This is a genomic window from Jutongia huaianensis, from assembly GCF_014384985.1.
In the GTDB taxonomy this organism is placed as follows: domain Bacteria; phylum Bacillota; class Clostridia; order Lachnospirales; family Lachnospiraceae; genus Jutongia; species Jutongia huaianensis.
Genome location: NZ_JACRSX010000017.1, coordinates 1 through 14,858, shown reverse-complemented (window position 1 = coordinate 14,858; position 14,858 = coordinate 1). Strand labels below are relative to the sequence as shown.

Genomic DNA, 14,858 nt, shown 5'->3' with positions numbered 1-14,858 from the left:
ATGATAAAAAGTGAGAAAGGAGAGAAAGAATGGGCGAGATGTCAGGTGAAAAGTTAAATACAGAATATAAGCAGGAATATGTTTCAGATATAAAAAAAGAAGTAATTGCATTTGCAAATGCTGAGGGAGGCACTGTTTTTGTTGGGATATGCAATGATGGTGCTGTCAAGGGGGTAGATGATCCGGATGAGGTTATGCTTCGCATTGTGAATTCCCTGAAAGATGCGATTGCACCGGATGTTATGCCTTTTGTCAGGGTGGACAGTGTTGCTATCGAGGGCAGAAATGTGATTGAAATTCAGATCACAACCGGGACAAATCGTCCGTATTATTTGAGGGAAAAGGGATTGAAGCCCGGAGGTGTATATGTTAGAAAGGGCAGTTCTTCACAGCCTATGACGGAGGAAGGAATCCGGGAGATGCTTCTTCAGAACAGCGGAAGATCCTTTGAGTTGTGCCGGAGTATGACACAGGAGCTGACCTTTCGGGAATTCTACCGGGAAATGGAGCTGAGAGGATTTGAAATCGGAGATGCCCAGATGCGGACACTGAAATTGATCGGGGAGGACGGATTGTATACCAATCTGGCTTTGTTGTTGTCTGATCAGTGTGAGGTGACGACTAAAATAGCATTATTTCAGGGAAAAGACAAAGAGATTTTCCGGGATCGCAAAGAGTTTTCGGGTTCTCTTCTAAAGCAGTTGGAGGATGTTTACCAATATGTTGATATGGCCAATAAAACAAAAGCGAGCTTTTCCGGGTTAGAACGGACCGATACCAGGGACTATCCGGAGGAGGCTATCCGGGAGGCTCTGCTTAACAGTATCGTTCACAGAGACTATTCCTTTAGTGGAAGTAATCTGATCAATATTTATGAGGACCGGATGGAATTTGTTTCTTTGGGAGGTCTGGTTCCGGGACTGGAGATCAATTCCATTTTTCTTGGAGTTTCCCAGTCGAGAAATCCGGGTCTGGCGGCGGTATTCTATCGTATGAAATTGATTGAGAGTTATGGAACCGGCATCGGGAGGATTCAAAGAGCATATAAAAACAGGAAAGAGCAGCCGAAGTTTGAAACAGCCAAAGGCGTTTTCAGGGTGACGTTACCTAATCGAAATGAAGAAATAGAAGAGCTTCCTTTTGTGGTTCGGGAGGTTCCTGTAAATTATATGATGTCTGTTCCGAATGAAAAGCAGCAGCTTCTTGATTATGTCAGAAAGAATAAAGTGATCACCAGAAAAGAGGCGGAAAAGCTTCTTGGAGCAGGTTCGACAAAGGCGTTTCGGCTTCTCAAGGAATTATGCGGTTCCGGACAATTAGAACAAAGAAAAAAGGGAAGATTGAGTATCTATACGGTGAACGATAATGATAATATTCAGTAAAAAAGAAAAAGCCGGAAATCAACGGAGAATATTTCATAAGGCTGCCAGATGTATGGGAGGGCTATGATTCATACATTAAAAACAGGAGAAAAGGGATATCATAATATCAATGATTGTGGTACACTAAGTAGGACTATTAGAAAGGCATGGTTATTAGTATGTTAAATCAGTTTTCCAGAACACAGCTTTTATTGGGAAAGGAAGGAATTGACCGGCTGGCATCGGCAAAGGTGGCAGTTTTTGGTATTGGCGGTGTCGGCGGTTATGTCGTGGAGGCACTTGTCAGAAGCGGTGTGGGTTCTTTTGTACTTGTTGATGATGATAAGGTATGTCTGACCAATCTCAACCGTCAGATCATTGCGACCCGCAGCACCGTTGGACAATATAAAACAGATGTGATGCGTGATCGTATTCTTGATATTAACCCACAGGCACAGGTGGAAGTCAGGCAGTGCTTTTATCTGCCGGAAAATGCAGACGAATTTGACTTTTCCGGGTATTCTTATGTGGTGGATGCGGTGGATACTGTGACTGCCAAGCTGGACATCATTATGCGGGCGAAAGAAGCAGGCGTGCCGGTGATCAGCAGCATGGGAGCAGGAAATAAGCTGGATCCGACGAAGTTTCAGGTGGCAGATATTTACGATACGACGATCTGTCCTCTGGCGAGAGTCATGCGCCGGGAGCTTCGCAAAAGAAATGTTAAGGATCTGAAGGTAGTTTACTCTACTGAGAAGTCCATTCGACCTTTGGAGGATATGAGCATCAGCTGCAGGACAAACTATATCTGCCCGCCGGGAGCAAAGCACAAATGTACAGAGCGTCGTGATATTCCGGGCAGTGTGGCGTTTGTTCCATCCGTAGCGGGACTGATCATTGCCGGAGAGGTTGTGAAAGACCTGGCAGGTCCGTTGCCGGTTGAAGAATAGAAGGGATGATATCCGATTATGAATATTGAAAAATTAGAAAAAAATTTGAGAGATCTGATCCTGGAAGAACAGATCAAGCTAGGCTATCGTAAGGAGCTTTTACGTCTGTATTATCCGTTATCCTCTCTGAATCATCTGCTGGAGGTAGATTGTACGGAAGAGGAAATGTTGGAGCGGATGAAGGAGTTTTCAGAGGCCACAAGAGCGCATTTTGGCGGGATTACGGCATCTTCCCAAAAAGAAAGATTCTGTATCCAGATTCCGCCGGAGGGAGTCGAGTATGTCCATGAGCATCAGGGAGAGGATGATTTTCTGGTGAAATTTATTCAGACGATCGCCCATCACGGCTGTACTCTGCAGGATGTGGAAACGCTTTTTACACAGTATTCGGATCAGGTTTTTGAGGGCAGTTATGCAGGGGATGATTTTGATTATCTGTTCTATTTTCGGGACAATAAACCAAATGATTACCGCTATTGCATTACCTTTGAGGGCCGTCATGTGATCTATCACCGGTTTACTCCGGAGGATTATGTGGATTATGATTTTGGAGAGGTTATTCCGGTGAAGGGAGAGTAAGATTATGTTTACAGGAACAATTTGGTCATTGCTGCCGCCAATTTTGGCGATTGTACTTGCATTGATCACAAAAGAGGTTTACAGTTCGCTGTTTGTTGGGATCGTAGTAGGTTCCTTTATGTATGCACAGTTTCATCCATGGACGGCATTTACCGTGATCTTTGACACCATTAAGGATAGCATGAACATTAATATTTTATTTTTTATGGTTATGCTTGGAATGGTGGTTGTGCTGATGTCCCGTTCCGGCGGTTCTGCCGCCTATGGAAAGTGGGCGATTTCCAAGATTAAAAATAAAAAAATTGCATTATTATCGACCATGGGACTGGGTGTACTGATCTTTGTGGATGATTATTTTAATTGTCTGACCGTAGGCTCGGTGATGCGGCCGGTGACAGACCGCTATAAGGTATCCAGGGCAAAGCTTGCATATATCATTGATGCCACGGCAGCACCAGTCTGCATTATTGCACCGATCTCAAGCTGGGCAGCGGCAGTAAATTCCTATGTGCCGAAGGGATCCTCCCTGACCGGATTCAGTTTATTTCTGCGGACGATTCCGTATAATTTATATGCCATTCTGACCTTGATCATGGTCTTATACCTGATCCTGACCGGCTTTGATTTTGGTCTGATGAAAAAGCATGAGATCAATGCAGAACGGGGAGATCTTTTTACCTCCGGATCGGAGAATATCAAAGAGGAAAAGCAGGAAAAGGTCAATGAAAAGGGGCGCGTGGCGGATCTGATCCTGCCGGTTTTATTGTTGATCGTATCTGCGATCGGAGCCATGATCTATACCGGCTTTTTAGGGGGAGCGACCAATGTTGTTGCTGCATTTTCCGGCTGTGATTCCGAGAGGAGTCTGATCTTTGCGGGACTTGTCACGATATTATTCTGTATGATCTGGTATCTGCCACGAAAGGTACTGACATTTCAGGACTTTATGGACAGTTTTGTAGAGGGCTTTCGTCTGATGGTTCCGGCAATGGCGATCCTGACCTTTGCATGGGCATTGAAGGGGATTGGCGATCATTTGGAGATCAGTACATTCGTTAAGGGTGTTGTAGGACAGAATGCATCCGCCAGCCTGTTTATTCCGATGATCGTTTTTGTGATAGCGATCTTTCTGGCATTTTCTACAGGGACAAGCTGGGGAACCTTTGCGATTCTTGTACCGATTGTGATTGCTATGTTTCCGGAGCAGGGACATATGGAAATGATGATCATTTCCGTGTCTGCAGTTTTGGCCGGAGCGGTGTGTGGTGATCATGTGTCCCCGATTTCGGACACAACGGTCATGTCCTCGGCGGGAGCACAGTGTAATCATATGAATCATGTATCGACACAGCTTCCCTATGCGGCAGTGGTGGCGGCCGTTTGTGTTGTGGGCTATATCCTGGCGGCATTTATCCGGATCTGGTGGGTCGTACTTTTGTTGAGTGTGGCGATCCTGCTGGCAGTGCTTACCGGGATGCGTGTATGGATTCAGAAGAAAGCGTGACCTTAACATCAAGGAGGAATGCTATATTATGTCTTTAATCAGTCAAGAGCTGTTCGTGAGACAATCTGCGAGCTTGTTAGGCAGAAGGAGTTTCGGGAGAAACCTTCGAGACTGCAGTGTCTGTATGTGTGTAAGACTCTGGAGGCGGCGCTTAAATGGAAGGAGAATTTTGAAAGCTTTGACCGGAAAGTACTTCAGTTAGTCAGTTTGAGTTCCGATGGAGAGGTGTTTACCGGAGATGCAGCTTTGCTGCCGGGAGTTAATGGAGACAGTTTTGATCGCAAAATACAACAAGCACGGGATTATTGGAGTGGCCGTCTGACGGGTAGGCTGGAGGAAACGCTTTTGGGTGGAAGGATCAGGGTGGAACGCATTTTAGAGGATTATCAATAAAATATACGCTACTAGACAAAAAAGATAAATAATATGCAAAGTTTTTCGGGTTGAAACCGAAAAACTATAGAAAATGAGATTTGAATTATTAGCCAATAGACTTGACGAGTGCTAAAATAAGTGGTATAACATAATCGAAAGTAAAAATGCAATACAGCAGGGTTGATATATTGGATGGTTTATCACCCTATTAACAGCCTTGGAGGGATGCGAACCGGTTCGTATGCCTCTTTTCTGTATATTTTCAAAGCTTCCGTTTTCCAGGTAGTAAGTGAAGGGAAAATGGACAGTTTCATTTTATTCGGAGGTGAGGATCATGAAGAAACGAGATTATTACGATGTCCTTGGTATCCGGAAAGGAGCGGATGAGAAGGAGATCAAAAAAGCATACCGTAAGCTTGCCAAAAAATATCATCCGGACGTAAATCCGGGGGATAAAGAAGCAGAGAAGAATTTTAAAGAAGTAACCGAAGCATATAATGTACTCAGTGATGCAGAAAAGAAAAAGCTTTATGACCAGTATGGTTTTGCAGCGTTTGAAGAAGGAGGAACAGGTTCTACAGGAAACGGACATTTTTATCAGAGTTATGGCGGTCCTGATTTTGGGACAGGTGGCTACCGGGAATATCATTTTGAGGGTGGCGATATGGATGATATCTTTGATGATATTTTTGGTGGTATGTTTCATGGAAGATCCCACGGAGAGAGCTCTCGCGGGCAGAGCCATTATGGTTTTGGCAGTGGTTTCCGTCAAGGCACAGGAAATGGCTTTGGAGGATTTGGACAGGGTACCGGAACGGCGAAAGGAGAAGATCTGGAGGCACAGACAGACATTACCTTTGAAGAGGCGGCCTTTGGCTGTGACAAAACGATCCATCTGGTTTCGCAGGACGGTTCCGGACAGAGAACATCCCTGCAGGTACACATTCCTGCCGGAGTAAACGATGGAATGCGTGTACGTCTTCGTGGCAAGGGACAGCCGGGATATGGAGGTGGTCCGGCCGGCGATCTGTTTTTAAAGGTGCATGTACAGCCTAAGCCGGGATTTGACAGAAAGGGAATGGATATATATACTCAGATTGAGGTTCCTTTTACAACGGCAGTTTTTGGCGGCGAGGCACCGGTGGATACGCTAAGTGGCAGAGTGATGTGCCGTATTCCGGAGGGAACCCAGGCGGGAAGCAAGATCCGGCTTCGTGGAAAAGGCATTGTGTCCATGAAGGATTCTTCCGTTCATGGAGATGAGTATGTGACAGTACAGGTAAAGGTGCCAAAGGATCTGAGTCCGCAGGCAAAGCAGAAGCTCCGGGAATTCCAGCAGATATGTGATGGAGAATGTCATAGCCGGCGAGGCAGTGCTGCCTGAGAGAAGATCATTGAAGAAATCAGTGGGCGGGTGTATTGCTGTCTGTGACAGAAAATAGAAATTAAAAAGATAGAAAACTATAAAAATAAGAAAGAGAGGACATATCATATGAGTGAAACAATGAAAACAATCCGTACAAGAAGAAGTATTCGCAAATTTCAGGACAAAATGCCGGAGAGAGAGTTGATTGACCGTGTGATCGAAGCCGGAACATATGCAGCCACAGGAATGGGCAGGCAGTCACCGATCATTGTAGCGGTATTAAATAAAGAAGTGAGGGATAAGCTTTCCCGTATGAATGCGGAGATTATGGGAGCGGCTGAGGGGACGGATCCTTTTTATGGAGCACCGGTTGTACTGATCGTACTGGCAGATAAGGCAATGCCAACCCATGTGTATGATGGTAGTCTTGTTATGGGAAATCTGATGCTGGCAGCCAAAGATGCAGGGCTTGGAAGCTGTTGGATTCATCGTGCGAAGGAGGAATTTGAAAGTGAAGAGGGAAAAGCACTTTTGAAGTCTTTGGGAATTACGGGAGATTACGAGGGCATAGGTCATTGTGTTCTTGGATATGTGAATGGAGATGAGCCGGGAGCAGCACCACGCAAGGATGATTATGTATATTATGTGGAGTAAAACGATGAATATGAAGATTTTCCAGACAATGAAAAATTATAAATTAAATTATCTGCCAAAGGATATTCTGGCAGGTATTATCATAGCGGCAGTATCAATCCCGATATCCATGGGATATGCGGAGGTCTCAGGACTTCCGCCTGTCTATGGACTGTATGGGTCTGTACTGCCTATTTTATTTTTTGCTATGTTTACCACGTCACCCCAGTTTATCTTCGGAGTAGATGCGGCACCGGCAGCGATCATTGGTGCGGCGGCTGCGGGACTGGGCTTGCAGGCACAGTCTCCTGAAGCCATGGCATTTATTCCTATGACAGCATTTTTTGCCGGAGTGTGGCTCATGATCTTTTTCTTATTAAAAGCAGGAAAGATGGTAGACTACATATCTACTCCGGTTATGGGAGGTTTTATCAGCGGAATTGCGGTAACGATCATATTAATGCAGATTCCCAAAATACTGGGAGGCAGCTCCGGGACGGGAGAACTGCCGGAGCTGATCGTTTCCATTATAGAAGCGGCATCGCATATCAATCCGGTTTCTGTTGTACTGGGGATTTGTTCTCTGGCAGTGATCGTTGTGGCAAGGAAGCTGGCACCAAAGTTTCCTATGGTGATCGTGGTTATGGCGGCGGGGGTATTGTTGACCATTTTTTGTCATATTGATCAGTATGGGGTAAAGTTGTTATCTGCTGTGGAACCGGGGCTGCCACATTTTCAGTGCCTGCAATTTCGGTCAGTAGATCTGTCTCAGGCAGCAGGACGCGGACTGATGGTTGCCGTTGTGATCATGGCGGAGACGCTGTTATCGGAGAATAATTTTGCATTTCGAAACGGATATAAGATCAGAGATAATCAGGAAATATTGGCATGTGCTGTGGGAAATATTGCATCGGCAGTTGTTGGATGCTGTCCGGTCAATGGAAGTATTTCCAGAACGTCCATGAATGACCAGTATGGCGGCAGAACACAGATGGTTTCCATTGTGGCAGGTTTTACTATGGTATTACTGCTGTTGTTTGGTACGGGATTTATTGGATATCTTCCGGTGCCGGTTCTCACGGCCATTGTGATATCTGCTCTTATGAAGGTGGTAGAATTTGATCTGGCAGAAAGGTTGTTCCGCGTCAGCCGGAACGAATTTTACATTTTTATGGCTGCCTTTTTTGGTGTCCTTTTACTGGGAACGATTTATGGAGTGATCATAGGAATTATTCTTTCCTTTATCGCAGTGGTCTTGAAAGCGACGAATCCCCCAAGGGCTTTTCTGGGAGTTATTCCGGGAAGAGAGGGCTTTTATGACTGCAGTAAGAACCGTTATGCCCATGAAATTGAGCATGTGATAATCTACCGTTTTAGTGAGAGTCTTTTCTTTGCCAATGTAAAGACTTTTCAGGAGGATATTGAGAACAGCATAAAAGAGGATACAAAGGTTGTCATTGTGGATGCCGGAGCGATGACAAGTATTGATATTACTGCGGCAGACAGGCTGGAAATGATGTGTGACCGTTTTGAAAAACAGGGGATACATTTTTATATGACAGAGCATATGGCATCAGTGAATGAGCAGATGAGACAGCTTGGGATCGGACATCTGATTGAAAAAGGAAATGTACGCCGGACCATTACGGCAGCACTTCATGACAGCGGATACATGGAGCCATATGTTCTCAATGGATATACTGTCCATAAAAACGGACATATGCTTAATATTCCCGCGGAAACAGAAAATACGCTGGAGGAGTTTACCTGGGCTTTTGGTGACGAGACAGTGGACCAGATTGAAAAGCGTGTACATCAGGTGTTGGAGAGCATTCACAGTATGCCGGAGTGGGAAGAGATTGCGGAGCAGGGAATCGAGAGCAGCCTGAAATACTGGCATGGTATTGGAGCCATTGATGAGGATGAGTTTTTACGACGTATGGAGATTCATATGGATGAACTGCCGGAAAAACTGGCGGATCAGGATCACCGCAGGATTATTCTCGGCTTGCTGGAAAAACGACGTCATCATATCCGGGAGCAGATTGGCAGAGAACATCCGGAGGTATTGGAAAGGCTTCAGAGACGCCGGGAAAAGCTGGAACAGCGGCTGGAAAAACAAAATCCGGAGGGAGCCCGCAGATTGCGCCAGTGGGAGCGTGAGCTTCGCTGGAAAAAAGAAGAAAATGAAACGATATAAAAGGTGGTTATGTGGGCTTGGATTTTAAAATCGCAGTGTGTGACGATGAGGCCTATTTTCGGGACAGAATAAAAGAACTATTGCAGAGCCGGATACATAGTGAAGATGGCTGGTTTTATTAAATGTCCGGCTAAGAGTGATTTTTCTGAACAAGAAAGGGTTGTGCCTGAACAATTTCATCTGTTAAGGCAACAACCCTGTTGATTGTGAGTTATTTGATAAATTTATTGTGCGATCAATTGCCATTTCTGACAGTTATGTCCGTTGTAAACCCATTGCTGTACATTGCCGTTATTGCTGCGGTTTGCATTAGCAATCTCGACAACACTCTTACAGCCGGAAGACTTTGTATAAATACTATAGCTTCCGTCAGAATTTTTTACAAGCTTGTAAAGCTGGGCACTGCAGTTGGTATTTTTGTAAATTCCGATGTTTGTCCCATTTGCACTGCTGTTGCACGAAACATCCAGAAGAAATGTCCTGCCGTCTCCCAGACAGGAGTAAATATAGTAATATCCTTTTCCGTCAGGAACAAATTTCCAGGTATTATTTGCTTTTGCTTTGGAAGCAGAGTACTGGATGACATTTGTACCATTTACCGCTTTTGCACCGCAGACATCCATATACAGACCGCTGTTTACGTTTTTCAGCATATATGTTTTGCCGGTATCAATGCTGCCTGTGGAATCGGAGTTATTGCCTGAAGAAGGATACACGGCAGTGATGGCATTGATGATCTTTGGTTGTGTAACTGCACCGGTATTGCGGTTAAATAAACCGAAACCGTATGTGCCGGTTACGCCGTTGTCCCACCAGATTGGAATACAGCCGTATTTCTTTGCGTAAGTGCAGACTTTGGAAGCAAATTCCGCACGGCATGCCGTGTTGTTTGAATCGAAAGCAGATTTGTCAATGGCACCGTATTCTCCGATCACGACCGGATATCCCTGGCTGCAGAATTTGTTATACAGACTGTTAAACTGGGATTTCAGATAAGACTCATCACCCCAGGAATCAACCTTTGAGCTGTTGTTTGCCTTGCTTCCCCATTGGGTTGCCGTGGTACTTTCTTCTCCGCAGAAGCCCCAAGGATCATAATAATGAACAGAGATCATGATGCGCTTTCCGCCGGCAGTGCAGTTGTTGTCGGTAGGAACCCGGAAACCATAATCGCCTACGGTGTAGTTGACGTTAGTGTTCCAGCCCGGGAGCATTAACCAGCGCTTCGCATTGTTTCCGCCGGAAGTGCGTACGGTATCTACAAAGATCTGATTGAGCTGATTGATATTTTCATAATATGTTCTGTTTGGAGTTCCGTAAGTGCCATCAAATTCTTCATTCATGGATTCGAAGATCAGGTGCTGGTCATATGACTGAAAACGTGTGGCAATCTGTTTCCAGCAGGCTTTGTATTTGGCACGGATCGCAGTCTGGTTGGAACCGTCACAGAAAAGCCAGCCGCCATCGACAGAATGATAGCCATCCCCATGCATATTGATAATAACATACAAGTCATTGGCAATACACATATCAACTACCTGCTGTACCCTGTTTAACCAGGAAGAATCAATGGTGTAACTGGAGTTGCTGCCGATCTTGCCCAAATAGGAAACCGGAATACGGATGGAACGAAAACCGGCATTTTTAACTGCCTTGATCAGATTGGCGTTGATCGTAGGATTACCCCAGCTTGTTTCATTTGGCGTTCCGTTCAGGGATGCTTCCAGCTGATTTCCAAGGTTCCAGCCGGCTCCCATTGCAGATGTGATCTGGCTCTGGTTCAGATTAACAAAGCTCGCTGCTTTTGCGGTTTTTGGAGCAGAAAAACCATGAAAACCATTGAGTGTGGATAGTGTTACCGCCGCTGCCATTACGACAGCAAAGATTTTTTTAAATCTCATAAACCCTCCTTTGAAAAAGCTCTGCCTTTTCGAAATATTTTTGTTTTGCTCACCCTGGAATAAATGTTAGCATGGTTTGTGCAAAATAACCATATATAAAACAATTCATAAGATAAAATCGGCAGAAACAACAAAAATACTGCAACTTAAATGATTTACTATAACATTTAAGTCGGATAAATTGCACAAATTTGGAAACGTAGTATGTACAACTTTACAGCTATTTTGTAAGTTTGAGTTTTTTAATAACAACATGTAGTTATTTGCATATTTTGACTCTTGATTTGCCTTGTAACCTTGGAGGAATATCGTTATAATGTAATAAATATATAATGACAGGAGAGCAGGTGAGCATATGAAAAAGGCGATTAGTATAGGAATACAAGGTTTTTCTGATCTGAGAGAGCAGGATTGCTTTTTTGTAGATAAAACCAATTTTATAAAAGAATGGTGGGAAAACCGGGATGTTGTAACATTGATCACACGTCCACGCCGTTTTGGTAAGACGTTAAATATGAGTATGCTGGACTGCTTCTTTTCTAATAAATATGCGAACCGGGCGGATCTGTTTGAGGGACTTTCTATCTGGCAGAATGAAACGTATCGGAAACTGCAGGGAACATATCCTGTGATCTTTTTGAGTTTTGCTGCTGTGAAAGCAGGCAATCTGGAGGATGCCAAAACCCAGATCAAGCAGGAGATTGCAAGTCTGTATGAAGAAAACAGATATTTGTTAGAGGGTAATGTATTAAGTGATAATGAAAGAAAAATATACAATAGTACCACGATCCAGATGGATGATACAATGGCACAGAATGCATTGAAGACTTTGTCTGTCTGGATGGAACGTTATTATGGCAAAAAGGTCATTATTCTTTTGGATGAATATGATACTCCAATGCAGGAGGCGTATGTTCAGGGATACTGGGATGAATTTACGTCTTTTGTGAGAAGTCTGTTTAATGCGTCTTTTAAGACGAACCCTTATCTGGAGCGAGCAATTATGACGGGAATTACCAGAGTATCCAAGGAGAGTATTTTCTCTGATCTGAATAATCTGCGAGTTGTAACGACGACTTCCAATCTGTATGCAGATTGTTTCGGTTTTACCGAGGAGGAAGTTTTTGCTTCACTGGATGAGTATGGGATGGGAGATAAAAAGGATGAAGTAAAAAAGTGGTATGATGGTTTTACTTTTGGAGAACACAGAGACATTTACAATCCGTGGTCCATTACAAATTATCTGGATGAAGGCAGATTATATCCATACTGGGCTTCCACAAGCTCTAATGGGCTTGTGAGTCGGTTGATCCGGACAGCATCTGCCGATGTGAAGGAGAAGATGGAGGATCTGCTGAGGGGGCAGACGATCACTGTAAACTTTGACGAGCAGATCGTATATAACCAGTTGGATGACAATGAAGAGGCAATCTGGAGTCTTCTGCTTGCCAGTGGTTATCTGAAAGTGCAGAATATAGACTACCGTGGGATTACTTTGGAACCATGGTACACGCTGGATATTACAAATATTGAGACATTGAGCATGTTCATGACAATGTTCCGGGGATGGTTTAAAAATAAAGATGCAAATTATAATGATTTTGTGAAAGCATTGTTAAAGGGCAGCCTCAAGGAAATGAATATCTATATGAATGATGTTGCACTTGCAACCTTCAGCAGCTTTGATGCCGGAAAGAAACCTTCTGAGAAAAGCCAGCCGGAGCGGTTCTATCATGGATTTGTTCTGGGACTTCTGGTGGAGTTACGGGACAGGTATCAGATCCGTTCCAACCGGGAAAGTGGATATGGACGATATGATGTGATGCTTACACCGGTGACAGAGGTGGATGATGCCATTGTGATTGAGTTTAAAGTGCATGAACCGGATGAGGAGGAAACTTTACTGGATACGGTTCGGGGAGCTTTAGAACAGATCACAGAGAAAAACTATGATGCCGAACTGCTGGCACAGGGAATATCGGCAGACAGGATCCGTCATTATGGCTTTGCCTTTGAAGGAAAAAAAGTTTTGATCGGATAGGACGAAATTAAGAGAAAGCATTGAATTTTACAAAGGGAAACAATTAACTATGAATAAAAAGGAATTGTTATTTTATGATGATTACGAAGCTTTTTACACAATGACAAAAGAATCAAATGCGTTTCAGTCTTTTTGTAAAGATGCTTTTGGTGAGGACTTTTCACAGGATGGATTTAGCAACAAAGAGCAGATAGATATGATTCTGAAATACATACCGCAAAATGATGATGTACATATTTTGGACATTGGCTGTGGTAATGGAAAAATGCTGGGATATTTGCAAGAGAGGACAAGGGCACATATATATGGCTTTGATTATTCGGAAACGGCAATTACCACTGCAAAGACTCTATTCTGCAAAAATGCCGAATTTAGAGAGGGTATCATCGGTGAAATAGAATATCCTAAAGAAAAATTTGATGTGATTATTTCTATGGACACCCTTTATTTTGCTGCAGATATGACCGCATTTATGGCACAGGTTCGAAACTGGTTAAAAAAAGATGGTGTGTTTTTTGTTGGTTATCAGGAAGGTGATGTTATACCGAAAACATCGAATGCTCACACTACGATGTTGGTAAAGGCGTTGCAGGAAAATAACATGACATATGAAGTCACGGATATTACAAAACAAACTTATAAATTGCTTAAGAAAAAGCGGGAGTCGGCAATAAAATATCGTACACTGTTTGAAGATGAAGGCTATAGTCAATGGTTTGATATGCTGATTGGTCAGACCGAATATATTAATGTACCATTTGAACAATTTAAAGAAAAAATGGCAAGATACATCTATGTCATAAAAAAATAGCAAAATCCAAACATATAGGAAAGTAAAATATCGGTATATTTTTAATAAAATTAAACAAAGTAGTTTAAATCGAACGGGAAACTTGCCGAGTTTGAATAGATAAAAATGTATTTCGGAATCCCACAAACCAGCATAAACAAGTGGTTTGTGGGATTTTTTTGTTAGGGCATATGCCCTGTTTTGCGAGCAAATTTCTCAACAGAGAAATGAGCGAAGCAAAAAAATAAACCACCTGCTGTGCGGATGGTTAGGATAGCTTAAGCGATGTGCAATGACAAACTCCTTTGTTATGATAATGATGGTCTGCCAAACACATTAAAATACAAAGGAGCTTCCCGTATGAACAACAGTAACAGTTTATCACATACTAAATGGAATTGTAAGTATCATATTGTTTTTGCACCGAAGTCCTAAAATTTAATTTTAGGTTTGATTATAAAATTTGAAAAAAATAGTGTATAAGAGTTGAAGAGTTGGTATAATAAAAACGTAAAAGCATATTTTGGAAGGAAGAGTTATTAAATTGTGTATGTGATAAATTGAAAGTTAATGAAATCATATGGTGGAGAGGATATCCATTTGGAGGAATTTTATGGAAAAATATTTAAAAGAGTATCAAAATATTAATGAAAAATTTTCAGGTATTATTTCAGAATCACTAGCAGGAAAAAATCTTCAAATGCATGCGAAAGCATCAAGGTTTGTTGAAGATTATAAACAGTGGATAGATTTTTTGGAAGATTCTTATGAAGTGGTAATCTATAAAGAGGCTTTAGCTGAGTATCAATCGATGTTATTATTTTGGTGTATGGGATTATATAAACATGCATTTATTTCCTTGAGGAGTTATTTTGAAGCTACAATGTTTGGAATACAGCTTTCAACCAATGAATTTAATTTTCGATTATGGAAATCAGAAACATTAGATTTATATTGGTCGCAAATAATGGATGATAATGAAGGGATATTTTCAAAAAAATTTGTACAAGCATTTGAACCATTATTTGCTGATGAAGCTTATGGGATGAAAGAGATAGCTAAGAAAGTTTATAGAGAATGCTCTGAGTTTATTCATAACAATTATGGGGCAACATCTTTGTTGCCTAAGGCAACACAATTTGATCAAGTTATTTTTGA

Annotated in this window: 12 protein-coding genes and 1 pseudogene; 12 read left to right on the top strand and 1 reads right to left on the bottom strand. The window is 42.7% G+C overall.

Translation table 11 applies throughout. The annotated features are described in order from the left end of the window. Nucleotides 1-29: 29 nt before the first annotated feature. From H8704_RS11135 to H8704_RS11100, 8 genes are all read left to right on the top strand, one after another. A complete protein-coding gene (locus tag H8704_RS11135) occupies nt 30-1,382 on the top strand; it encodes an RNA-binding domain-containing protein (RefSeq protein ID WP_207665516.1) in 1,353 nt (450 codons plus the stop codon). A gap of 158 nt (nt 1,383-1,540) precedes the next feature. Further along, nucleotides 1,541-2,311 (top strand): tRNA threonylcarbamoyladenosine dehydratase, encoded by a 771-nt coding sequence (locus H8704_RS11130; protein ID WP_249298311.1) that lies wholly within the window; start codon nt 1,541-1,543, stop codon nt 2,309-2,311. Nucleotides 2,312-2,329: 18 nt separating this feature from the next. Continuing rightward, entirely contained in the window at nt 2,330-2,890 is a 561-nt protein-coding gene (locus H8704_RS11125) for a DUF3877 family protein (protein ID WP_249298310.1), read from the top strand. A gap of 4 nt (nt 2,891-2,894) precedes the next feature. Then, nucleotides 2,895-4,394: a Na+/H+ antiporter NhaC family protein gene (locus tag H8704_RS11120; RefSeq protein WP_249298309.1), complete on the top strand. Its 1,500-nt coding sequence runs from the start codon at nt 2,895-2,897 to the stop codon at nt 4,392-4,394. A gap of 18 nt (nt 4,395-4,412) precedes the next feature. Further along, complete coding sequence (locus H8704_RS11115; protein ID WP_118678795.1) at nt 4,413-4,787, top strand: DUF2441 domain-containing protein; 375 nt, start codon at nt 4,413-4,415, stop codon at nt 4,785-4,787. Nucleotides 4,788-5,103: 316 nt separating this feature from the next. Next, nucleotides 5,104-6,153, top strand: coding sequence for a DnaJ C-terminal domain-containing protein (locus tag H8704_RS11110; RefSeq protein ID WP_249298308.1), 1,050 nt, complete (start codon nt 5,104-5,106; stop codon nt 6,151-6,153). Nucleotides 6,154-6,261: 108 nt separating this feature from the next. After that, nucleotides 6,262-6,789, top strand: a complete 528-nt coding sequence (locus tag H8704_RS11105) for a nitroreductase (protein ID WP_118678793.1) — start codon at nt 6,262-6,264, stop codon at nt 6,787-6,789. A 4-nt stretch (nt 6,790-6,793) separates the two neighbouring features. Next, complete coding sequence (locus H8704_RS11100) at nt 6,794-8,968, top strand: SulP family inorganic anion transporter (protein WP_249298307.1); 2,175 nt, start codon at nt 6,794-6,796, stop codon at nt 8,966-8,968. Nucleotides 8,969-9,192: 224 nt separating this feature from the next. Here H8704_RS11100 and H8704_RS11095 read toward each other — a convergent pair whose 3' ends face one another. Further along, complete coding sequence (locus H8704_RS11095; protein ID WP_249298306.1) at nt 9,193-10,869, bottom strand: cellulase family glycosylhydrolase; 1,677 nt, start codon at nt 10,867-10,869, stop codon at nt 9,193-9,195. A 355-nt stretch (nt 10,870-11,224) separates the two neighbouring features. Between H8704_RS11095 and H8704_RS11090 the strand changes: the two genes are divergently transcribed. The 4 genes and pseudogenes from H8704_RS11090 to H8704_RS11075 form a co-directional block, all read left to right on the top strand. Then, nucleotides 11,225-12,910 (top strand): AAA family ATPase, encoded by a 1,686-nt coding sequence (locus H8704_RS11090; RefSeq protein WP_249298305.1) that lies wholly within the window; start codon nt 11,225-11,227, stop codon nt 12,908-12,910. Between the two features lie 49 nt (nt 12,911-12,959). Next, the gene (locus tag H8704_RS11085) at nt 12,960-13,721 is read left to right on the top strand and encodes a class I SAM-dependent methyltransferase (protein ID WP_249298304.1); all 762 of its coding nucleotides are present in this window, start codon (nt 12,960-12,962) and stop codon (nt 13,719-13,721) included. Between the two features lie 339 nt (nt 13,722-14,060). After that, a pseudogene (locus H8704_RS14610) lies at nt 14,061-14,129 on the top strand (IS200/IS605 family transposase); the annotation flags it as partial. 184 nt (nt 14,130-14,313) lie between these two features. Further along, on the top strand, nt 14,314-14,858 hold a 545-nt coding region (locus H8704_RS11075), incomplete at its 3' end, for a hypothetical protein (RefSeq protein ID WP_249298303.1).

Coding starts and splice junctions, on each gene's coding strand:
- H8704_RS11135 (WP_207665516.1), top strand. CDS start 30: ATGGGCGAGATGTCAGGTGAAAAGTTAAATACAGAATATAAGCAGGAA.
- H8704_RS11130 (WP_249298311.1), top strand. CDS start 1,541: ATGTTAAATCAGTTTTCCAGAACACAGCTTTTATTGGGAAAGGAAGGA.
- H8704_RS11125 (WP_249298310.1), top strand. CDS start 2,330: ATGAATATTGAAAAATTAGAAAAAAATTTGAGAGATCTGATCCTGGAA.
- H8704_RS11120 (WP_249298309.1), top strand. CDS start 2,895: ATGTTTACAGGAACAATTTGGTCATTGCTGCCGCCAATTTTGGCGATT.
- H8704_RS11115 (WP_118678795.1), top strand. CDS start 4,413: ATGCTATATTATGTCTTTAATCAGTCAAGAGCTGTTCGTGAGACAATC.
- H8704_RS11110 (WP_249298308.1), top strand. CDS start 5,104: ATGAAGAAACGAGATTATTACGATGTCCTTGGTATCCGGAAAGGAGCG.
- H8704_RS11105 (WP_118678793.1), top strand. CDS start 6,262: ATGAGTGAAACAATGAAAACAATCCGTACAAGAAGAAGTATTCGCAAA.
- H8704_RS11100 (WP_249298307.1), top strand. CDS start 6,794: ATGAATATGAAGATTTTCCAGACAATGAAAAATTATAAATTAAATTAT.
- H8704_RS11095 (WP_249298306.1), bottom strand. CDS start 10,869: ATGAGATTTAAAAAAATCTTTGCTGTCGTAATGGCAGCGGCGGTAACA.
- H8704_RS11090 (WP_249298305.1), top strand. CDS start 11,225: ATGAAAAAGGCGATTAGTATAGGAATACAAGGTTTTTCTGATCTGAGA.
- H8704_RS11085 (WP_249298304.1), top strand. CDS start 12,960: ATGAATAAAAAGGAATTGTTATTTTATGATGATTACGAAGCTTTTTAC.